The 22,852-nt window shown below is 34.6% G+C and carries 21 protein-coding genes; 18 read left to right on the plus strand and 3 right to left on the minus strand.

Going from position 1 to position 22,852, the window contains the following annotated elements; genetic code table 11:
• From ACJAZK_RS06270 to ACJAZK_RS06330, 13 genes are all read left to right on the plus strand, one after another.
• Positions 1–173: DUF3641 domain-containing protein (locus ACJAZK_RS06270; RefSeq protein ID WP_415223201.1), on the plus strand; the 173-nt coding region annotated here is incomplete at its 5' end.
• Positions 174–306: 133 nt separating this feature from the next.
• The gene (locus ACJAZK_RS06275; protein ID WP_415223147.1) at positions 307–990 is read left to right on the plus strand and encodes a TIGR04282 family arsenosugar biosynthesis glycosyltransferase; all 684 of its coding nucleotides are present in this window, start codon (positions 307–309) and stop codon (positions 988–990) included.
• A 107-nt stretch (positions 991–1,097) separates the two neighbouring features.
• Positions 1,098–4,292, plus strand: coding sequence for a SusC/RagA family TonB-linked outer membrane protein (locus ACJAZK_RS06280; RefSeq protein ID WP_415223148.1), 3,195 nt, complete (start codon positions 1,098–1,100; stop codon positions 4,290–4,292).
• A gap of 10 nt (positions 4,293–4,302) precedes the next feature.
• Positions 4,303–5,745 (plus strand): SusD/RagB family nutrient-binding outer membrane lipoprotein, encoded by a 1,443-nt coding sequence (locus tag ACJAZK_RS06285; RefSeq protein WP_415223202.1) that lies wholly within the window; start codon positions 4,303–4,305, stop codon positions 5,743–5,745.
• Positions 5,746–5,886: 141 nt separating this feature from the next.
• On the plus strand, positions 5,887–7,227 hold the full coding sequence (locus tag ACJAZK_RS06290) for a sodium:solute symporter family transporter (protein WP_415223149.1): 1,341 nt from the start codon (positions 5,887–5,889) through the stop codon (positions 7,225–7,227).
• 25 nt (positions 7,228–7,252) lie between these two features.
• Positions 7,253–8,080 (plus strand): metallophosphoesterase family protein, encoded by an 828-nt coding sequence (locus tag ACJAZK_RS06295; protein ID WP_415223150.1) that lies wholly within the window; start codon positions 7,253–7,255, stop codon positions 8,078–8,080.
• A gap of 4 nt (positions 8,081–8,084) precedes the next feature.
• On the plus strand, positions 8,085–8,597 hold the full coding sequence (locus ACJAZK_RS06300; RefSeq protein WP_415223151.1) for a rhodanese-like domain-containing protein: 513 nt from the start codon (positions 8,085–8,087) through the stop codon (positions 8,595–8,597).
• Positions 8,598–8,599: 2 nt separating this feature from the next.
• The gene (locus tag ACJAZK_RS06305) at positions 8,600–9,208 is read left to right on the plus strand and encodes a TIGR04282 family arsenosugar biosynthesis glycosyltransferase (protein ID WP_415223152.1); all 609 of its coding nucleotides are present in this window, start codon (positions 8,600–8,602) and stop codon (positions 9,206–9,208) included.
• A complete protein-coding gene (locus ACJAZK_RS06310; protein ID WP_415223153.1) occupies positions 9,201–10,013 on the plus strand; it encodes a purine-nucleoside phosphorylase in 813 nt (270 codons plus the stop codon). Before ACJAZK_RS06305 ends, ACJAZK_RS06310 begins: the two co-directional genes overlap by 8 nt.
• Positions 10,014–10,015: 2 nt before the next feature.
• A complete protein-coding gene (arsM, locus tag ACJAZK_RS06315; RefSeq protein ID WP_415223154.1) occupies positions 10,016–10,984 on the plus strand; it encodes an arsenosugar biosynthesis arsenite methyltransferase ArsM in 969 nt (322 codons plus the stop codon).
• Between the two features lie 95 nt (positions 10,985–11,079).
• The gene (locus ACJAZK_RS06320) at positions 11,080–11,967 is read left to right on the plus strand and encodes a sterol desaturase family protein (RefSeq protein ID WP_415223155.1); all 888 of its coding nucleotides are present in this window, start codon (positions 11,080–11,082) and stop codon (positions 11,965–11,967) included.
• Between the two features lie 38 nt (positions 11,968–12,005).
• Positions 12,006–12,899 carry a DUF547 domain-containing protein gene (locus ACJAZK_RS06325; RefSeq protein WP_415223156.1) on the plus strand — a complete coding sequence of 298 codons (894 nt, stop codon included), beginning with the start codon at positions 12,006–12,008 and terminating at the stop codon, positions 12,897–12,899.
• Positions 12,900–12,926: 27 nt separating this feature from the next.
• Positions 12,927–13,616, plus strand: a complete 690-nt coding sequence (locus tag ACJAZK_RS06330) for a TIGR04283 family arsenosugar biosynthesis glycosyltransferase (RefSeq protein ID WP_415223157.1) — start codon at positions 12,927–12,929, stop codon at positions 13,614–13,616.
• A gap of 3 nt (positions 13,617–13,619) precedes the next feature.
• Here the strand turns inward: ACJAZK_RS06330 and ACJAZK_RS06335 are convergent, their stop codons facing one another.
• Positions 13,620–14,348, minus strand: coding sequence for a metallophosphoesterase family protein (locus ACJAZK_RS06335; RefSeq protein WP_415223158.1), 729 nt, complete (start codon positions 14,346–14,348; stop codon positions 13,620–13,622).
• A gap of 30 nt (positions 14,349–14,378) precedes the next feature.
• Positions 14,379–15,386, minus strand: a complete 1,008-nt coding sequence (locus ACJAZK_RS06340) for a glycoside hydrolase family 113 (RefSeq protein ID WP_415223159.1) — start codon at positions 15,384–15,386, stop codon at positions 14,379–14,381.
• A gap of 118 nt (positions 15,387–15,504) precedes the next feature.
• Between ACJAZK_RS06340 and ACJAZK_RS06345 the strand changes: the two genes are divergently transcribed.
• The 5 genes from ACJAZK_RS06345 to ACJAZK_RS06365 all read left to right on the plus strand — a co-directional run bounded on the left by ACJAZK_RS06345 (position 15,505) and on the right by ACJAZK_RS06365 (position 22,380).
• Positions 15,505–16,848: an NAD(P)/FAD-dependent oxidoreductase gene (locus tag ACJAZK_RS06345; protein ID WP_415223160.1), complete on the plus strand. Its 1,344-nt coding sequence runs from the start codon at positions 15,505–15,507 to the stop codon at positions 16,846–16,848.
• Between the two features lie 128 nt (positions 16,849–16,976).
• A complete protein-coding gene (locus ACJAZK_RS06350; protein ID WP_415223161.1) occupies positions 16,977–18,557 on the plus strand; it encodes a 4Fe-4S binding protein in 1,581 nt (526 codons plus the stop codon).
• 237 nt (positions 18,558–18,794) lie between these two features.
• Positions 18,795–19,493, plus strand: coding sequence for a glycosyltransferase family 2 protein (locus ACJAZK_RS06355; protein WP_415223162.1), 699 nt, complete (start codon positions 18,795–18,797; stop codon positions 19,491–19,493).
• On the plus strand, positions 19,490–20,980 hold the full coding sequence (locus tag ACJAZK_RS06360; RefSeq protein WP_415223163.1) for a cellulose synthase family protein: 1,491 nt from the start codon (positions 19,490–19,492) through the stop codon (positions 20,978–20,980). Before ACJAZK_RS06355 ends, ACJAZK_RS06360 begins: the two co-directional genes overlap by 4 nt.
• The gene (locus ACJAZK_RS06365) at positions 20,980–22,380 is read left to right on the plus strand and encodes a glycosyltransferase 87 family protein (protein ID WP_415223203.1); all 1,401 of its coding nucleotides are present in this window, start codon (positions 20,980–20,982) and stop codon (positions 22,378–22,380) included. Before ACJAZK_RS06360 ends, ACJAZK_RS06365 begins: the two co-directional genes overlap by 1 nt.
• Positions 22,381–22,394: 14 nt before the next feature.
• On the opposite strand, the gene ACJAZK_RS06370 is transcribed toward ACJAZK_RS06365, so the two are convergent.
• Complete coding sequence (locus tag ACJAZK_RS06370; RefSeq protein WP_415223164.1) at positions 22,395–22,739, minus strand: hypothetical protein; 345 nt, start codon at positions 22,737–22,739, stop codon at positions 22,395–22,397.
• Positions 22,740–22,852 lie beyond the last annotated feature (113 nt).

Here is a 22,852-nt window from a genome sequence, read left to right on the forward strand (position 1 = left end):
ATTTATTTGATTGTGATTTTAATCAAATGTTAGAACTACCTGTAAATAGTAAATCTAAGCATATTTCAGAATTTAACGAAGAACAATTAGAAGGACGTAATATCGTTATTTCACAACATTGTTATGGTTGTACTGCTGGCGCAGGAAGCAGCTGTCAAGGTGTCGTAGCATAATAAATTCATTCGTGCCAAAAAATAAATAGAAACTGGAATAGCCCCTACAAGATTTGATACTGAAATAAATTCAGCACAATAGACTTATGTAATAAAATAAAAAATGAGATCTCTGCCTATGCCGAGAATTTATATGAATAACAACACAGCCATATTAATTTTTGCAAACTCTGCTGAATTTGAAGCGATACAAAAACCGTTTAAATCTTCAGAGGTTTTATTTGATGCCCTTAATTCGCATACATTAAACATCGTAAAAAAAACGGGCTTATCTTATTTTTTATCTTCAGAAAAAAACCAAACAGGAGATTCCTTTGGTGAACGTTTCACAAATGCCATTCAGTCTGTTTACAATAAAGGCTTTGAAACTGTTATTACCATTGGAAATGATACACCTCAACTAAAAACAAATCATATTTTAAGAGCTGTACATTATTTACAGCAAAACGATATTGTATTAGGACCTTCTAAGGACGGTGGTTTCTACTTAATGGGATTAAAACAATCTTATTTTAATAGCGAAACCTTCTTGAAATTACCTTGGCAAACTTCGAAACTACGCAGAAGCATTTCACGATTAGTAATTTCTAAACATATTAAATTGTCATATCTTGAAATACTTTCAGATATTGATACAATTAGGGATACAGAAACTATAATTGACAGTTTCAGCCGTATTCCAAGGCATATAAAACAACTTTTACTAGCCTATATTTCAGTAGAAAAAAAGATTACAAACTCTCGTTTCTCTTCTATTGAAACTTCAATACAAGCGCTTCTTTTTAATAAAGGCTCTCCTGCATTGCTTCATCTTTAGCAAACAAAAATTTCAAAATTCTTTTGGTGAATGAGGCTATTAACTCGAGCTGCTAATAGGATTATCTAAAATTCAATTAAAAAGATACCCGCTTTTGTGGGCAGTTCATGAAGCAAATCTACGTTTGCATTCTGCTATTACTGACAAGTTTTAGCTATGCACAAATCACAGTTACAGGAACAATTACAAGTGAAATTGACAATCAACCATTAGCCTATGTTAATATTAGTTCTTCCTCTGGAAGTGGAACTATTTCTGATGAAAACGGAAAATACGCAATCGAAGTATCTTCCTCTGAAGACCAAATTCGATACTCGTATTTAGGTTATGACTTACAAATAGCTATTGTTGGTGCTAACACAATTATTGACATCAAAATGATAGAAGACAGCTCCTCTTTAGATGAAGTAGTCATTACAGCTTTAGGCCTTAAACGTGAATCCAAAGAATTGGGTTACGCTGTTCAAGCTTTAGATGAAAAAGCCCTTACAGAAGTCAAAACAGTGAACTTCCTTGATAATATTGCAGGAAAATTAGCAGGTGTAACCGTCTCTCAAGGTGCTACAGGTGTTGGGTCTTCATCAAAAATCACAATTCGCGGTGAATCCTCATTTTCTAATAATAACCCCTTATTTATTGTGGATGGTACACCAATAAACAATGAAACGGTTTTCAATTTCACTAATGAAGCTGCTGCTGGTTTTCAAGAAATTGACTTTGGTAATGGCGCCATGGAAGTCAATCCAGATGACATAGAATCGGTAACCGTTTTAAAAGGAGCTAATGCTGCTGCACTTTATGGAACGCGCGCTTCAAATGGCGTTATCGTAATAAAAACTAAGGATGGTCGCAACAAAAAAGGCTTAGGCGTTAGTTTTAATACATCACTTACTGTCGACTCTGCATTTCGTTTACCAGATTTTCAAAATCAATATGGTCAAGGTCAATCTGGTCAATTTGAATATGTTGATGGTCTTGGTGGTGGAATTAGCGATAATATCACCTATTCTTGGGGACCACGATTGGATGCTGGACTATTGATTTCTCAATTTGATAGTCCTGTAGATTTAGGAAACGGTATTTTTGTTCGTGGTGGTGACACCTCTCTATATTCTGGGATTCCAATTACTGCAACAGCCTTCAATTCTAACCCTGATAATCTTAAAGATTTCTACGAAACGGGAGTGACCACTATTAATAATTTGTCAATTTCTAACGGATTTGAAACTGGAAATTACCGTTTGTCATTCACTGATTTACGAAGTGAATCTATCATTCCAGGAGTCAATCTCGACAGACAAACGGTTGCTGCAAAATTAAATTTCAATCCAAGTGATAAAACCGAAATCAATACCTCAATAAACTATGTGAATTCTAGTAGTGATAATAGACCCTCCAATGGTTATGGCAGTGAAAATGCGAATTACTCACTTGTAGCTTGGGGACCACGCTCATTAGACATCAATAGTTTGCGACATTATTGGCAACCGGGTTTGGAAGGTGTCCAACAATATTCATTTAACTATACGTTTTTTGATAATCCGTTCTTTATTTTAAATGAAAACAGAAACTCCTTTGAGCGTGATCGTATCTTCGGAAATATTAGAGTTCATCATAAGATTACAAATGATCTAAGTATTTCGCTGAGATCTGGAATGGATTACAGTAGTGAAACCAGACAATTAAGACGTAGCTTTAGTAGCAATCGTTTTCAAAATGGTGGTTATGCAGAACATGATGTCACCTTTAGAGAAGTCAACACCGATTTTTTAGTCAATTACAACAATCAATTGGGTGATCTCTCTTTTGATGTGTCTTTAGGCGGAAATCGTCTCGACCAAAACGCGTCAACTAAACAATTACAAACAGTTAACTTAGCACAACCTGGAATTTTCAATCTTAATAATGCCGCATCGCCAATTCAAGCATTTCAGTTTGAAAGTAGAAAACGCATCAACTCACTTTACGGAATTGCTAAATTTGGTTATAAAGACTATTTATTCTTAGATATTACAGGACGTAATGATTGGTCTAGTGCTCTAGCAACACCTTTCTCTGTTGATGGTACGTCGTTCTTTTATCCTTCGGTTTCTACAAGTTTTATTGCATCCAATGTTACTGAATTACCAGAGGTATTTTCTTTTGCCAAATTAAGAGCAAGTGTTGCTCAAGTAGGAAATGATACTGGAGCGTATCAAACCTCTGGAGCGTTTGTATCTCAAACCCCTTTTAATGGTCAGCCAACATTTAGTGATCAAAACTTTATCCCGAATTCAAACTTAAAACCAGAACAAACCACGTCGTTTGAGATTGGTACCGATTTACGTTTCTTCAAAGACCGTTTAACTTTTGATTTGACATATTATAACGCAACCACAAGAGATCAAATCATCTCCCTACCAATTGCTGTGTCTTCTGGATACAATCAACAAGTCGTCAATGGCGGAGAAGTAAACTCGCAAGGTGTTGAAATCATTTTAGGTGCTACACCTATTAAGAATCAAAATTTTAGATGGAATACACTCTTTAATTTTGCAACAAGTCGTGCAACCATTAAAGATTTACCACAAAAAGATGGTAGACTAACTCTAGCATACAGCAGGATTTATGACAGTGCGAACCAAACGGTTTGGTTTCAAGTAGAAGAAGGTGGACGCATTGGTGATATTTACGGAACTGGCTATTTGAGAAATGATAATGGTGATTTTATAATTGACGACAACGGGCGATTTATAGCAGATAACAACCTTCAAAAAATAGGGAATTATAATCCAGATTTTACATTAGGATGGAATAACAACTTCAGTTATAAAAATTGGACTATGAGTTTCTTATTTGACTGGAGGCAGGGTGGAGAAATCGTATCCCGAACTCGCGCTTTAGGTAATGTTGGAGGTCAATTAGCAGAAACTGCTTTTAGACCAGATAATGGCATCACAGCTCAAGGCGTCAACCAAACGACAGGTGAACCAAATACAGTTTCTATCTCTGCAGAAAGCTATTACAGACAATTTTACGATAGGAACCATGAAGAAAACAATGTGTATGATGCCTCTTTTTTGAAGCTACGACAATTTTCTATTGGCTACGATTTTAAACTAAAAGGTGGCTTTTTAGGATTAAAAGAAGGTGCCGATTTAAGTCTGGCACTCATTGGAAACAACTTATTTGTGATTACTGAAAATCCGCATTTTGATCCAGAACAACTCGCAGTGCAAGGCAATAGCTTTGTAAGCGGAGTTGAAGATATGAGTTATGCTGCTACACGAAGTATCGGATTTAAAGCCGGATTTAATTTCTAAACTAATTATGATGAAAAACATAAAATACCTATTTATATTTTTAGGTCTTCTAGCTCTAGTGAGTTGCACTAAAGACTTTGAAGACATTAATACTAACCCAAATTCACCAAGCGCTGTACAACCAAGCTTACTATTACGTCAAGTGATTTATGATTTTGGAGAAAACATGAGTTACGAAGGATTTGTAGCTGGTGATTTATTATCACAACATAGAACCGCCTTAGATTTTAATCTCTTTGATCGTCATGCACTTAAATCACCACAATTAGGAGGAAATCCTTGGCCAGTGTTTTACACAAATCTTCGCGATAATGAGATTATTTTAAATCAGTCGAGAACCGTTGAAACCTTTTCAGTTTATGAAGGTCCAGCGTTAATTCTAAAAGCTTATATGACTGCTGGTTTGACAGATTTATTTGGCGACGTTCCCTATTTTGAAGCCTTTAATGGTGTCAACGGAACGGTAACACCTGCTTATGATTTACAAGAAGATATTTACTTAAATGAGAATGGAATTCTAGATAATCTAAACAAGGGCATTGCCGCTATTGAGGCATACAGTGATGTGACTCCATTGGAAGGAGATATTTTATTTAATGGCGATTTAAGTGCTTGGGTACGTTTTGCAAATTCCCTAAAAATTAAACATTTGCTACGCATTTCTGGACAAGTTGATGTTTCCGCAGAATTACAAACTATTTTTGATGGTGGTAATTATATCACATCAAATATTCAAAACGCAATATTCAATTTTACAAATACAGACCCTAACAGTTTTCGTTTAGCACAATTGCGTGTTGGTGATTTCAACAATTTTGTATTGTCTGAAACAATGGGTGACATCCTAACAGAGTTGAATGATACAAGAATTAAAACCTTCTTTAGACCATTTTCAAATTCATCAACTGGAGAATTTAATGGATTAATTAACGGTATTGATCCTTCAGAAACGTCTGTAAACTTATCAGATTATTCGCTAGCAGGAACTCCTTTTAGAGAAGATACTTCGAGCCTTGATGCAAATTTCATAACCGCTTGGGAAGTTCAATTTGCCTTAGCAGAGGCGGCAGCAAGGAATTTGATTGTAGCAGATGCTCAAAATTTATATGAAACTGGCGTCGCATTAGCTTTCAACTATTGGAATACCGAGTTACCTGTCGATTATTTAATAGGAAACGCCGCTTTCAATGCCGCAGGAACCACAGCTGTTCAGCAAATTATTACCCAAAAATGGATTGCCAATGTTATTAATGGCTATGAAGGTTGGGTAGAGTATCGCAGAACAGGATTCCCTGAATTAGGGACAATTTCGGCAAGTTTTAATAATGATTTAATACCGGTTCGCATGCCTTATCCCGCAGAGGAAGACGCTTTAAATAATGAGAATTACACAATTGCTGCTGTAGCAACCGATGATAATAGTATTAATGTGAAGGTTTGGTGGAATGAATAACCCTAGCCCTAGCCCTTTCCAAAGAAAAGGGAACCGTGTTAGAGACTGGATGAATAATGAGAAACGAGACCTCACGAAGAAACACAATCGAGTAAGAGTTCCTTCCCTTCGGGAAGGTTAGGATGGGATTTAGATAAGAACATGGAAACAATACACTGGCAATGGACATTAATAATCGTATCAAGTTTGATACTGTTTTTCTTGTCGCCTTTAGCAAAAACTAGAGATCAGTTTTTTAAAGCTGTGAGTAACCGCAAAGCACCAAATACTTTGGTATTGACCGGGAGCTTAATGATCTCATGGATTTTTGCCAAAAGCATCACAAATGCTGCAAATCTAGGTCTTGATTACGGGATTGTTGGCGGTGTTGCTTATGCTGGTTATTATTTGTCATTCGCGGTCGCTGGTATATTGATTTACCAAATGCGAACTAAAGGTGGATTTAAAAGTATTCACGAATTCCTAACCACAAAATTCGGGAAAGGTGCTATGGCCATTTTCTCTATTTTAATTGCTATTCGTTTATTCAACGAGGTGTGGAGTAATACGATGGTTATTGGTAGTTATTTTGGAAAATCTGGAGGTCAGCCTTATTATTTAGCTATAATAGTTTTTACGGTATTGACTTTAGCCTATGCCGCAAAAGGTGGATTGAGCAGTTCTATATTTACAGATGTAATACAAATGGTCTTGTTTTCAGTATTGTTGATGATAATTTTAGGTACTATTTTTTCTACGGAAGATTTCGCGACAACAGACATTGTAACCTCTGGAACATGGAGTTTTGAACTAGGGCTTAACTTATTTTTTGCAGCGATTATACAGTCATTTAGTTATCCGTTTCATGATCCTGTATTGACAGATCGCGCATTTATAACCTCTCCAAAAGTAACACGAAGAAGCTTTTTACTAGCTAGTATTTTAGGTGCAATTTGTATCATATTATTTAGTGTCATTGGCATTTATGCACAAACACAAGGCATGAAAGGTCAAGCGGCAGTGGAAGTAGGGAAAGCCTTTGGTGTGATCATTTTATTAGTCATTAATTTTATTATGATAACGTCTGCTGCATCTACGCTAGATTCGACATTCTCATCGTTTTCTAAGTTATTGGCTATTGATTTAAAAATGGGAAAAGATTTAACCTTTGGTCGTATATCAATGGCAATAATTGCTATTTTGGGAACGCTTCCTGTATTTTTAGATGTTGAAATTTTATCGGCTACAACCATTTCAGGAACTATGGTTATTGGTTTAACTCCGGTATTTGTATTCTGGAATATGAAAGTACCACGAATTAGTTTTTACTTGAGTGTTATTTGTGGATTGGTTTTTGGGTTTGTATTAGTATTTGGGGTATTCCCTGAATCCTTAATGTTTACTGAAGGCAAATATGCCGATTTACTTTGGGTCAATGTTTGGGGGATATTAAGTTGTATTATAATTTATATCATCCCAAAGTTTATCGTAATTAAAAGATAAGATTTCCTGTTGTTTGGAAAATGCTATGGATAAAAAAATAGAAGATTTAGGAACCATAAAGGGAAGAATACTCCTCTTTGGTGGTGTTTACAGCAATCTACAAGCTTTAGAAGCTATGAAGCAAGTTGCTGAGCGCGAACAAATTTCGGCAGAAAATTGCATTTGTACAGGAGATATTGTTGGCTATTGTGCGCAACCTGAAGAGACAGTTCAACTGTTTCAACTTTGGAAGGCAAGAAGTATTGCTGGTAACGTTGAAATACAATTGCGCGGAGGTGCTGATGATTGCGGTTGCGATTTTAAAAAAGGATCTCGCTGTGATGGGTTTTCGCAACAATGGTATCCGTTTGCACAAAGTAAACTGTCTAAAAATTCTTTAAGCTTTATGGAGACACTTCCTGACCATATTACATTTGATTATGCGGGACAACGTGTTACTGTAGTTCATGGATCTTATTTTAACACCTCTGCTTTTATCTACAAATCGAGTCCTTGGGAACGTAAGCAACCTAATTTTGAGACGACCAAGAGTAATGTCATTGTTGGTGGACATTGTGGGTTACCTTTTAATCATAAAAACGAAAACAAGTTATGGTTAAATCCGGGTGTGATTGGGATGCCAGCAAATGACGGAAATCCTAGTGTATGGTATGCTATTTTGGACGACGCTCAAGAAAGTTTTACCTTTAAACATCATACCTTAGACTATAATTATAAATTAACGCGTAAATTGATGGATAACGGATTATTACCTCAAGAATACGCTCGAACAATAGTGACTGGTATTTGGGATAATACCGAAATTTTACCAGAAGTTGAGAGTGGTTTACAAGGCTTCGGAATTCAATTATAAAACAATGAAATTAATAGTATTCATTTTTTTCTCTCTACTGGCGCTCTCGATGTCTGCTCAAGACTCGTTAGACAATTTATTGAAGCAATATAACACTAATGCTGTCCCTTATATTTCGGTACAAGAATTAGCAATGCCTAAAACTGAAGCTATTATTTTAGATGCTAGAGAACGATCTGAGTACGACATAAGCCATCTTAAAAATGCAATATTTATTGGGTATAATCATTTTAGTTTAGAACAAACGACACAAAAACTTCAGGACAAAAATCAAACTATTGTTGTGTATTGCTCATTAGGAATCCGATCTGAAACCATCGCTAACCAACTTAAAAAAGCTGGCTATACGAACATCAAAAACTTATATGGTGGTATTTTTGAATGGAGAAACAAGGGTTTTAAGGTTTATAATTCGGAAGATAAAAAAACCGATAGCATTCATGCTTTTTCAAAAGCTTGGAGCAAATGGTTAACTAAAGGAACAAAGGTTTATCCCGAGACTAAAAAAAGTAATTAAAATTGAAAACTGCATTAATAATATTTACCAGAAATCCAGAACTAGGCAAATGTAAAACTCGTTTAGCTAAAACTTTAGGTGATCAATCTGCTCTCGATATTTATAAATATTTACTTCAGCATACAGCAAATATTTCAAAAGAGGTAAAGGCAGATCGTTATGTGTTTTATTCTGAAAACATCAACAACGATGATATTTGGAGTGTGGCACATTTCAGTAAAAAACTACAAAAAGGGAATGATTTGGGAGAACGCATGCACAATGCATTTGATGAATTATTAAATTTAGACTATAAAAAAGTCATCATTGTTGGCAGTGACTTACTAGATTTGGACGAACAAATTATTGAAGAGGCTATTCAAAAGTTAGATGACAATGATGTCGTTTTAGGCCCTGCAGAAGACGGAGGTTATTATCTATTAGGAATGAAGCAACTACATCCAGCTATTTTTAAAAACAAAGCTTGGGGAACCGAGACGGTTAGAGAAGATACGATGACAGATTTAAAAAACAAGGCCGTATCTTTGCTTAACCCACTTAATGATATCGACACCTTTGACGATATGACACATTACAACCAACTCAAACAATTTTATACTACGCATGATTAAATTTATACAAGAAACTACTGAATATTTGCAATCTAAAGGTTTTGATAATCCAGAAGTCGGTATTATTTTAGGTACAGGTTTAGGTCAATTAACTGACGAGATTGAGATTATAGCAGAAGTGGGCTATAACCAGATCCCAAACTTCCCTACTGCAACGGTAGAATTTCATAAGGGTAAATTAATTTATGGAAATTTAGCTGGCAAAAAGGTAATTGTGATGCAAGGCCGTTTTCATGTTTATGAAGGGTATTCTTTACAGGACGTGACATACCCAGTTCGGGTTATGAAACATTTAGGCATCACAACCCTATTAGTGTCCAATGCCTCTGGAGCTATTAATTTAGACTTTAAAAAAGGTGAATTAATGCTGATTGATGATCATATTAATCTACAAGGTGGCTCTCCCCTAGCCTTTAAAGGTGTTGGAGAATTAGGTGAGCGTTTTGCAGATATGAGTGCTCCCTATGATCTTGAAATCAATGCTAAATTTAAAACCATTGCAAAAGCGCATCATATAAAATTACATGAAGGCGTTTATGCGAGTGTTGTTGGTCCGCAATTAGAAACCAGGGCAGAGTATAAAATGCTAAAACTTATAGGTGCAGATGCTGTTGGAATGAGCACCGTTCCAGAAGTTATCGTTGCAAATCATTTGAATTTAAAAGTAGCTGCAGTGTCAGTTTTAACAGATGAATGCGACCCAAATAATCTCAAACCTGTAGATATTAGTGAGATTATTGCTATGGCTGGAAAAGCTGAACCTGATATGATCACTTTATTTATAGAATTAATAAAAATGTTATAATTATGAGCTATTTAAATGCTACAAACGATTTATATAAAGACGCTGCGTTAACACCTGATGTTGGCTTATGCTGTACTACCAATCCAATTTGGGAATTTCCTGGATTAAAAATTCCGAAGATCATGCAAGAAATGAACTACGGATGTGGCAGTACGGTTCATGCTAGAGATTTAACTAATAACCCTAAAATGCTTTATGTAGGTGTAGGCGGAGGAATGGAGTTATTACAATTTTCATATTTCAACCGTGAAAAAGGAGGCGTTATTGGCGTAGATGTTGTTGATGAAATGTTAGAAGCGTCACGCAAAAACTTTATTGAAGCCGAAGCTCAAAATGATTGGTTTAAAAGTGATTTTGTTGAACTTAAAAAGGGAGATGCTTTAAATTTACCTGTTGAAGACAACAGTATTGATGTCGCTGCTCAAAATTGTTTGTTTAACATCTTTAAAGCCGAAGATTTAAAACTCGCTATTGATGAAATGTATCGTATTTTAAAGCCCCATGGTCGTTTAGTAATGAGTGATCCTACTTGTGAGCAACCTATGAATGACACGTTACGAAATGATGATCGTCTTAGAGCGCTTTGTCTTAGTGGAAGTTTACCTATTGACCAATATGTCAAAGCATTAACAGATGCAGGTTTTGGTACTATTGAAATTCGTGCTAGAAAACCCTATAGAATCTTAGATCCAAAAAATTATCCGACAGACGAATTGATTTATATTGAATCTATTGAAGTTGCTGCAATTAAAGATCCAATGCCAGAAGATGGTCCTTGCATTTTTACTGGAAAAGCAGCCATATATTATGGAAATGAAGATTATTTTGACGACAAGGCTGGACATATTCTATTGAAAAACCAACCGCTAGCTATATGTGATAAAACTGCTGGAGCCTTACAAGCTTTGGGAAGAGATGATATCTATTTTAGTGAATCAACCTTTCACTATGATGGCGGTGGATGCTGCTAGGTTCATTGTCTTTACTGCAAAGGCATAAATCTCATTAACTAAAAATAAAAACATCCTTTATTTAAAAGAGACTCCTACTTTCATAGGAGCTAAAGATGGAAAAATATATAGACCTCATAAAAAACTCCTATTCGGGTTACTGGAATTATTTGAAGAATGAAATTCTACTTCAAAATAATTGGGATAACTATTTTTATGGATTAATCGCAATTTCGATTGTTGTTTGGTTGTTGGAAGGATTATTTCCATGGAGAAAAAACCAAGGTGTGTTCAGAAAAGACTTTTGGTTGGACACCTTTTACATGTTCTTCAATTTCTTTATTCTTAATTTAATTCTACTTATCGCTTTATCAAATACGGTATCAGAATTTTTAAATGATATATTAGAAGGCATAGGGCTTTCATTATCTAGCTTGCAACTCTTTGACTCTACAGATTTACCGAAGTGGTTAGGTCTTTTCATTTTCTTTCTAATTAATGATTTTGTACAATGGAACACACATCGCTTATTACACCGTGTCCCATGGCTTTGGAATTTCCATAAAGTACATCACAGCGTAAAAGAAATGGGATTTGCTGCCCATTTACGCTATCATTGGATGGAACCTGTGGTTTATAATTCTATTAGATATATTCCTCTCGCAATCATTGCTAATTACAGCTCACAAGATGTTGCTATTGTGTATTTCTTTTCTATCGCCATTGGTCATCTCAACCACGCAAATTTGGGTTGGGACTATGGACCATTGAAATATATTTTTAATAATCCGAAGATGCATATATGGCATCATGCAAAAGAACTCCCTAATCATGTTAGTTTTGGTGTGAATTACGGACTAACACTAAGTATTTGGGATTATCTCTTTAAAACAGACTATGTACCTCATGATGGACGAGACATAGAGATTGGCTTTAAAGGTGATGAACACTTCCCAAAAGATTTTTTACACCAAGAATTATATCCGCTTAAAACCAAAATATAAGGTTTACCATAAGTGCTTATAATACCTAAAACTAAAAGATGGAGTATTCAAATTATTTTATTGCAATTGTGATTTCTACTTTTTTGTGTAGTTGTTTTTCTGCAAAAGGACTTCCTATCAAAGAAGTCAAAGGCGAAACAATAATACAAACTGAAACGAAAGAGGACATAGAAACTGAAATTGAAGACAGCACGGAATCCATAGAGGGCAAAACGGAAGGCGCAGTCGAACTAGGCGTTGAAATTCAAGATGATGTACAGACAGATTATGTGACTATTAATCCACTTTTAGATCATTCAACCTGGGATGCTTTATTAAAAAAACATGTTGCAGACAATGGCGATGTTGCTTATAAAGGTTTTAAAAACGATATTCAAAAATTAAATAAGTATGTCACTTATTTGGCTTCACAAATACCTACTGAAAGTTGGAGTATAAACGAGCAGTTGGCTTATTTCATAAATGTTTACAATGCTAACACGATTAAACTTATCGCAGATAATTATCCTACAAAAAGCATAAAAGACATTAATAATCCTTGGATGAAAAACAGACTAAAGATAGGAGACAAGGATTATTCTTTAGCCGATATTGAAAATGGAATTCTTCGGAAAATGAATGAGCCAAGAATTCATTTTGCTATTAATTGTGCGTCTTTTTCTTGTCCAAAATTATTGAATACTGCTTATACAGCAAACAATGTTCAAGACCTTATGGAACGAGCAACCTTAGAATTTATTAATAATGTTAATAAAAACAAACTCACTACAAACGCTCCAAAAATTTCAGAAATCTTTAAATGGTATAAGAGTGATTTCACTGAGAACGGTTCTGTAATCGATTATATCAATAGATATGCAACTACTAAAACTTCAGCAGACACTAAAGTTCAATATATTGATTATAACTGGAATTTAAATGAACAAAACTAGGTACCGTATTTTTGCGTAGATAAAAATATGATAAGCATTATTATTCCCATTTTAAACGAAGCTAAAACAATTGAAGATCTCCTTTTTCATGTTATAGACCATTCGTCGTTGGAGACTATTTCAGAAATCATAGTCGTTGATGGCCAAAGTACTGATGGATCACAAGAGATTATTAAGCGTTTAGGATTAAGGATTAAACTACTCTCATCTCCAAAAGGGAGAGCGAAGCAAATGAATCTTGGTGCAAAAGCAGCTTCTGGAGACATTCTTTACTTCTTGCATGCGGATTCTTTTCCGCCTTTACATTTTGATAAATTAATTATTTCCGAAGTAAAAAAAGGCAACAACGCTGGATGTTTTCGTTTAAAATTCGACAGCAATCATTGGTGGTTGCGATTAGCGGGTTGGCTTACACAATTTTCATGGAGAGCTTGTCGTGGTGGTGATCAGAGTCAGTTTGTTACAAGAGCCCTTTTTGATGAGATTGGTGGTTTTGATGAGAATTTCACCATTTATGAAGATAACGTATTAATTAACGAACTCTATGCTAGAAAGGAATTTGTGGTCATCAATAAAAAAATAGTAACCTCAGCAAGACTCTATCGTAAACATGGTATTTGGAAACTACAATACCACTTTTGGATGATATATGTGAAGAAATGGTTGGGAGCTAGCGCAGATGATTTGTGTGCTTACTATAAGAAGTATATTGGTTGATTATTACTTATTACGTCCTAATTCATTTGGATACAAGGTATAAACAGTCTCACTTTGAAACATTTCCTTCGTTTCTAAATCCATAGCAGATAATTTTCCTTTAAAAGCGGCTCCTGTATCCACATTCCAAACATTAATAGCTTTCATAGGCTGGCTTTGTTTAAAATTGGTTGTAGGTGTATGACCAATGTAAATTTCATGGTAATGTTTGAGTCGGTTTGGATACAACTCAGACTGTTTGTCAATATGCTTATCCATAGTCAAGGCCATTTCCCAAAGCGTACGGTCAAAGTAGAAATTCTCTTTATGTATTTCTCTTTCCACGCCATACCCTGAAGTAAATCCTGCATGAAGAAACAACCGGTTATCGTTATCAATATGATAGAGTTGCATGTCTTCAAAAAAATATAAATGTTGTTTCTTATCTGCTTCGGAAAACCCATCATAACTGTCGACAGTTTCTTTTCCTCCATGTGCTAGCCAAACTGAATCACCATCTCCTGTTCGCAACCAATCTGCACACCAAACATCGTGATTACCTTTAATAAAAACACAGTCATTAGTCTTGGATAACTCAATTAAATATTGAATTACTTGAGCAGATTCACTCCAGCCATCTACATAATCGCCAACAAAAATTAGCCTATCGTCTTTGGTCACCTTCGCAATCTCTATAAGTTGCGTGAGTGCTTTTAAACCTCCATGAATATCTCCAATAACTAATGTTCGCATAGTCCTTTTTATATATACAAATTTAGGATACTATTTAGATTTATAAAAGGATTGAATCACAAATTCAACAGGTTTGTTTTGAGGTGTAAATTGATTGTCTTTCTCGCCTCCTACTTTGTTATGAGCATGAAACCATTTCCAAACGAAACCTCCAGCAAACCAGTCCTCATTCCAAAATTCTTCAAATAAGGCCTGTGTTGCGTTTGATTGTCCTTCAAAATTCAAAGACGTTAAGGTATGATCACTTTGCCATGGCTCTTTTCCTGTAAAATCTACACTTCGATAACCATATTCAGTAAATAAAATAGGTCTATCGTATTTTTCAGAGACCGATTTGATCAGCGTTTTATGATCTTTCCATCCAGCTTTACAATTTGCAACACTTGGTGTTTGATTATCGCTGACTGGGAAATAAGCATCAACTCCAATAAAATCTAATGCTCCCCAAAATGGCGTACGTTTAAACTCATCCCAATTGGCAGCATAGGTTAGTTTTCCTTTATAAATAGTTTTAATTTTAATAATTAAATTATGCCAATAGTCTGGACGTGCCTTAACGAAATTGTCTAATTCTGTACCAATACACAAAATTTCGGCTTTGGTTTCTTGTGCTAACTCTGCATATTCTAAAATAAAGCTAGTGTAGGAGCCTTCTAAAGCTTTCCAATTCTCCTCATTGGTCATTTTAATGAGACCTGTAAACTCACCATTCCAAACCCAAATTTGAGGTTTAACCATTATTTTAATGTCCTTTTTCCTTAACTCCTCAATATATTGCTTACCTCCTGATCTGGTTTCACCAAACCATTGTCTGTCTGTATTATGAATAATTTCGGGATGATCTAGATTTTTTAAAAAACCAAAAGGCATAATCGCTGCATAATTAGCACCAACATTGACCACTGGATTTGTATGTGTATCTTCAATAGCTTCTCTAGCAGCTACAAAGCTAACTCCATTAATTTTTTCTGAAGTCGCTTTCGACACTGCACAGCCATTGAGTAAAAACAAAACGCAGAAAACAAAAATTATTCTCATACCAAAGATTTAATGTATAAATTTAAACAAAATGTCACAGGTTTATTAAGGTTTTAACAAAACCTTCGACTGACCCGTCACAACAACCAATAGTTACCTGACTTCTCGGGCATTCAAAATGGAACACATCGTCATAATAGGAAACGGAATTTCTGGTGTCACCTTAGCAAGACACATTAGAAAACTTTCCGACAAGAAAATTACAATCATATCTGCAGAAACTGATTATTTCTTTTCTAGAACAGCAATCATGTATGTTTATATGGGCCATATGAAATTTGAACACACGCAACCTTATGAAAATTGGTTTTGGAAAAAGAATAGAATTGAACTTCTAAAAGCCTATGTTCAAGAGGTTGACACAGACAACAAAGTAGTACAATTTGCTGATGGTGCACATCTCAATTACGATAAACTCATCATCGCAACTGGCAGTAAACCGAATAAATTTGGATGGCCTGGACAAGATTTAGATGGTGTCATAGGAATGTATCACAAGCAGGATTTAGATCGTCTGGAAGTTCTGGCTCCAAATAACAAAGTTTGTAATCGTGCTGTCATTGTTGGTGGTGGTTTAATTGGCATTGAACTAGCAGAAATGCTGAATTCCAGAAAAATTCCTGTTACTTTTTTAGTGCGAGAAGATAGTTTTTGGAATGGTGTATTACCCGAAGGTGAGAGCCAAATGATTAATAATCATATTAAAAATCACCATATAGATTTGCGTTTATCTACTAATTTAAAAGAAATAAAAAGTGATGAGAATGGTCGTGTTACATCTGTTATCCTAGAAGAAACTGGAGAAGAACTCGCTTGTAATGTTGTTGGATTAACAGCAGGTGTAACGCCAAACATAGATTTCTTAAAATCTTCAAAAATAGAATTGGGACGTGGTGTAAAAGTGAATCGTTTTTTAGAAACCAATATTAAAGATGTATTTGCTATTGGTGATTGTGCTGAGCAACATGAAGCCATTGGAAACCGCAGATCTATTGAAGCTGTTTGGTATACAGGACGAATGATGGGAGAGACTTTAGCTCAAACTATTTGTAGTAATCGTATAGAATACAAACCTGGACATTGGTTTAACTCTGCTAAATTTTTAGATATAGAATATCAAACTTATGGCTGGGTATTTGCAAAACCAAAAGATTATGAAACTCATTTTCATTGGAAACATCATAAAGAAGATATTTGCATTACGGCTGCTTTCCATAAAGACACTAATGAATTTTTAGGAATAAACACTTTCGGAATTAGAATGCGTCACGAAATTTTTGACAAGTGGCTCACTGAAAAACGAGATATGAATCATGTAATGAGTTATTTGAAAGATGCTAATTTTGATCCAGAATTTTATAAAGTTTATGAAAGCGACATTCTAAAACAATACAACACTACATTTAACACCAATCTTACAACACAAAAAAAGAGTTGGAAACGCATTTTTAGTAAGGCCTAAATAAAACGTTTTCAATTTTATCGAATTATACAAGCGCACAAAACGAGCATGTTAAGAGCATTATCACCCAAGAGAATGATCAATTGCGAACAGCATGTGACCGTTAAAAAAACAATATATAAAAACACATGAAAGCAATTAAAAATACAGGATTGGTTATCTTCTTTATAGGATTAGCCATTTTCACCGCTTTACCACTATTAGGAACCTTCAACTTAAAGGAAGCCAGTTTTAACACCATCATTAAAGAACAGAAAATTGAAAGCGATGTTTTTATAAACGATATAAAATCAAACATCGTAGGTCTGGACTTTAAAGGGATGCAGGCCTTATCTCCTAAAATCTCTAAAGCGTTAGACAAGGCGAATGAGACGCACACAAAAAACAAGGAATGGGATAAAAAAATATATACCAAATCTAGCGATATGACTGCTTTTATTGGTAAGAAATCTGCTAACGGATTTATTGCTAATAATAAAGGATTGATGTGGTTATTAACCTTTGGCTTAGGAATCATAGGTGCATTAATGTTCATACTACCAAACGTCATTTTACTCGGGAAAAAAGGCATAAAAAATGATGGTATTTATCATCAAAGTGCTACAAATCGAGGTTGGATTGGCTGGCTGGTTTTTATCTTTTTAGTATCGTTTTATTTAGTCCTTTATTTTGCATCAGAATATGCGACCAATTGGACACTTTTGGTAGATCCAATTAGTGAGGCCTTAAGTGGAAATCTTGCTGGACACTGGTTTGTTTATGGCTTTATGTATTGCACAGTCATGACAGTAATGGCGGTAAGAATGTATATAAAATACCGTCATAATATTTATCAAGTCTTTAGAACTACATCGGTTTTATTCTTTCAAATTGTATTTGCATTTATCATTCCTGAAATTATGGTAAGACTGCAAATGCCCTATTACGATTTCAAAAATGCCTTCCCTTTAGATTACGATTTCTTTTTTCAATGGAATTTAAAAGAGCTAACTAACACTGGTGGCATAGGAATTTTTATTCTAGTTTGGGGAATTGTTCTCACTTTAGTTGTTGTTCCTGTAATGGTCTATTTCTTTGGTAAACGATGGTACTGTTCTTGGGTTTGTGGTTGTGGTGGCTTGGCAGAAACACTTGGTGACCCATATAGGCAGCACTCAGACAAATCATTATTTGCATGGAAAGTTGAACGTTATTTAGTCCATGGCGTTTTAGTCTTTGTTATCGTAATGACTGCTATGACTCTGTATAGTTTTTTTAGTGATACAGGCACTGTTTTAGGCATTAAAACATCCACTGTACAAAGCATTTACAGTTTAGTCATAGGCTCTGTTTTTGCTGGAGTAATTGGCACAGGTTTCTATCCTATTTTTGGAAATCGCGTTTGGTGTCGTTTTGGTTGTCCACTTGCTGCATATTTAGGGTTTGTACAACGTTTTAAATCAAAATTTAGAATTACAACCAATGGTGGACAATGTATTTCTTGCGGAAATTGTTCTACTTATTGTGAAATGGGAATTGATGTGAGAGCTTATGCCCAAAAAGGAGAAAACATAGTGCGTTCTAGTTGTGTTGGCTGTGGTGTTTGCAGTGCTGTTTGTCCGCGTGGTGTTTTAAAATTAGAGAATGGTCCCGAAGATGGACGAATTAATCCTACAGAAATACTTTTAGGTAATGATGTAGACTTAATGGACCTTGTTAATCAAAAATAAGTTTTCGGTCGCAGTTTCAGTTTTCAGGTGTACTCAGATGCATAGGTTTAACTTGACTTAAAACAATGTTTATTTCTGAAATATGCTTGGCACAAACCAGTACCTCAAAAGTAAAAAGTTGGTAAGTTTCAAAATTTCAGAAGAAAAAAAATTAGATATCATTTTAAAAAAATAATATAAAAACGGATATTGCTTGTTATAAAATATTGCAATACCGAAAACAGTAAAAATCTTTAAATGCCCAAGATAAAAGTTATCATCCCAGCTTATAATGAAGCAGATTCTATCGGTTTTGTCATCAAGAATATTCCAAGTATTGTTAATGAAATTATTGTCGTCAGTAACCACTCTAACGATGATACCGAAATCAATGCAAAAAACGCTGGAGCAACAGTTCTTATTGAAAACAGGAGAGGTTATGGTTATGCCTGTTTAAAAGGCATGGATTATATCGCTAACTTAGAGAATGCTGAGCGTCCAGATATTATTGTCTTTCTAGATGGTGATTACAGTGATTACCCTGAGGAATTAACAAAAATAGTAGCTCCAATTCTAAACGAGAATATAGATTTTGTCATTGGATCACGAGTAAAAGAATTAAGAGAAAAAGGGTCGATGACTATTCCTCAAATCTTCGGAAATTGGTTAGCAACAACATTGATGTCTATTTTATTTAGAGCTAAGTTTACAGACTTAGGACCATTTAGAGCCATCAAGTATAATAAGCTTCTAGAATTAAAAATGGAAGACAAAACTTATGGCTGGACCGTTGAGATGCAGCTCAAGGCATTACGTAAGAAATTTAGCTATATTGAAGTGCCTGTAAACTACAGAAATAGAATAGGTGTCTCAAAAGTTTCAGGTACGGTAAAAGGTGCTATATTTGCAGGCGTAAAAATCTTAGGTTGGATTTTTAAATACAGTTTTAAACAATGATTCTTGAAACGACAATTATAGTCATTTATACTATTGCTATCCTACTCATCTTCATGTATGCGCTAGCGCAACTTAACTTGCTTTTTAATTATTTATCCTCTAAAAAAGCTAACATAGAATGTGACACATTTGACTTTTCTAATCCAGACGAAATCCCACTAGTAACCATTCAGCTCCCTGTATTTAATGAGATGTATGTAATGGAGCGTTTGTTAGATAATATTGCGCTTATAGAGTACCCAAAAGACAAATTGGAAATTCAAGTGCTTGATGATTCTACAGATGAAACTGTAATAACGACTCGTAAGCACATAGAAAAACTTCAAAGTACAGGGTTAGATATTACACACATTACTAGAATAGATCGCAGTGGATTTAAAGCGGGCGCACTTAAAGAAGGTCTTAAAATTGCTAAAGGTGAGTACATTGCTATTTTTGACGCCGATTTTCTTCCGCAGAAAGATTGGTTAAAACGTACCATACTTTATTTTAAAGACCCTCAAATTGGGGTTGTACAAACCCGTTGGGGACATATCAATAGAAATTACTCTATACTAACAAAAATTCAGGCGTTTGCACTAGATGCACATTTTACTTTAGAGCAAGTAGGACGCAGTAGTAAAGGGCATTTTATTAATTTTAATGGTACTGCTGGAGTTTGGAGAAAAGAATGCATAATCGATGCTGGAAACTGGGAAGGTGACACCTTAACTGAAGATTTAGATTTGAGTTATAGAGCACAACTTAAAAACTGGAAATTCAAATATTTAGAAGATGTAGAAACGCCTGCCGAATTACCTGTGGTTATTAGTGCTGCGCGTTCACAGCAGTTTAGATGGAATAAAGGTGGTGCCGAAAACTTTAGAAAAATGTGTACTCGCGTTATCCTCTCAAATAATATATCTGCTAAAACTAAAGTACATGGATTACTTCATTTATTGAACAGTACGATGTTTTTAAATGTATTTCTTGTCGCTGTTTTGAGCATCCCTATGTTATACATCAAAAATGAATATGAACATTTGAGATTCTACTTTTACTTTATGAGTTTCTTTGTAATGAGTACCGTTATTTTCTTTGTTTGCTATTGGTTTATGTATAAAGAAATTTATGGAAGCGGATTCAAAAAATTCTTTAGTTACGTCGGTATGTTCTTTACTTTTTTCTCAATTGCTATGGGTTTTTCACTTCATAACTCAATTGCTGTCTTAGAAGGTCATGCTGGTAAGCGTAGTGAATTTGTGCGCACTCCAAAATTTAATATCAGTACACTTAAAGACTCTTGGAAAGATAACAAATATTTAAAGAAAAAAATATCACCTCATGTCATTCTTGAAGGGATCCTAATGTTGTATTTTGCATTTGGCTTATATAGCGCTTTTGTTGTTGGTGATCAAGGTGGTGACTTTGGGTTATTCCCTTTTCACTTGATGCTGTTTATTGGGTTTGGTTATGTCTTTTTCAAATCTATAACATCTAAGTTTTGATACCCTTTTGGAAACTTAATAAGGTTCCATTACTACTCACTTTAGTTAGCTTTTTTCTCTATGGGCTTTTTGCTTATGATTTAGTTAGAACAGAGTCTATTAAACTTATTGTCTTATACTGTTCGGTTTTTTTGGTATTTCTTTTACTTCTGAAATATTACAAAAACAACATCAAGCTTTTAACTGCAATTGCATTTTTATCTAGAGCTATTTTTATTTTAGCAATCCCGAATTTATCGCAAGATTTCTACCGTTTTATTTGGGATGGACGTATGATTCTGGAAGGATTAAATCCTTATCTCTACACACCAGAGTCATTTATACACGCTGGAGGAAGTTTTCCTGTTGCAGAAGCTAAAGCGCTTTATGCAGGTATGGGAGAACTCAACGGTAGTCATTACACCAACTATCCACCAATCAATCAGCTCTGCTTTTTGATTAGTGCTCTATTCTCCAGTCATAGTATTTTAGGTTCTACAATTATGCTTCGTTTACTTATTGTCGCAGCAGATTTTGGAACTTTTTTCTTCGGAAAGCGCTTGCTAGAACGACTTAATATTCCTGTTAAGAATATTTTTTGGTATATCCTCAATCCTTTTATTATTATAGAATTGACCGGAAACCTTCATTTTGAAGGTGTCATGATTTTCTTTCTGATATGGAGTTTATATCTCTTACATACAGATCAATGGAAATTAGCAGCTGTTGCTTTTGGATTATCCATTTCTGTGAAATTGATACCACTTTTGTTTTTACCTTTGATGTTTAAATGGTTCATTTATAACAGCTCAACGACCAAGAAAGGACTATCAAGACTAATTGGTTTCTATAGTCTTATAGGCATCACTACAACCCTATTATTCACTCCTTTTTTCTCTTTAGAATTTGTAAACAACTATTCCCAGACCGTTGCATTATGGTTCACTAATTTTGAATTTAATGCGAGCATTTATTACTTAGCTCGTGAAATTGGGTACTGGTATACAGGATATAATGAAATTGCAGTGATTGGGAAAATCTTGCCAATTTTGGTGTTTTTATGTGTTCTCTGTTTGTCCCTTTTCCGAAGAAAAATTGAAACTAAAATGCTTTTTATAAATATGCTTTTTGCATTCTCTTTCTATTTGTTTTTAAGCACAACAGTTCACCCTTGGTACATTGCAACACTTTTAATTTTGAGTGTATTTACTAATTATAAATTCCCCTTAGTTTGGAGTTTCGTTATTATTTTAAGTTACCTAGCTTATAGCCATCTCAATAAAGCAAACACGTCTGAAAATCTCTGGATTGTCACTTTAGAATACCTGATTGTTTACGGTGTATTTATCTGGGAAGTATTCTTTTCTAGTCGATTTCAAAAGAACAAAAAAGCCAACTCAATTGAGTTGGCTAAATCATAAATGGTATTATAAAATTATAATTTTTTTAAGGCTGTGATAGTATAAACCTCTACGTCATCTTCATAACCATCTTCGTCTTCTGATTTTTCTGTTTTTGAAGTGTAGGACACTGTAAATTTCGAACCTACTAATTTATCTGTATTCAAATTAAATGATTTCAAAAGTACGTCATCAATGTTTTGAAATGTCATTGTAAACTCTTCTCCATCTTCATCCATACCGATGAAATTATATCCATAATCTTCATTACCATCATAAACACCTTCAAAAATTTGTGTATCCTGAACAGCAGTCATCGAAGTTAAAGTAAAAAGGCAAATAATAAAAAAACTAGCAATTGTAAATGATTTTGTTTTCATCTTAAAATAATTAAAACGTTGAAAATTGAGTTTTTTCTTCGGAAAATAGCCACTACAAGTCCGAGAGTGCTTTTAGTAATTTCATCTTATGAATTACGCGTGGAATATTATAT

The organism is Psychroserpens sp., assembly GCF_047633235.1.
In the GTDB taxonomy this organism is placed as follows: Bacteria; Bacteroidota; Bacteroidia; order Flavobacteriales; family Flavobacteriaceae; genus Psychroserpens.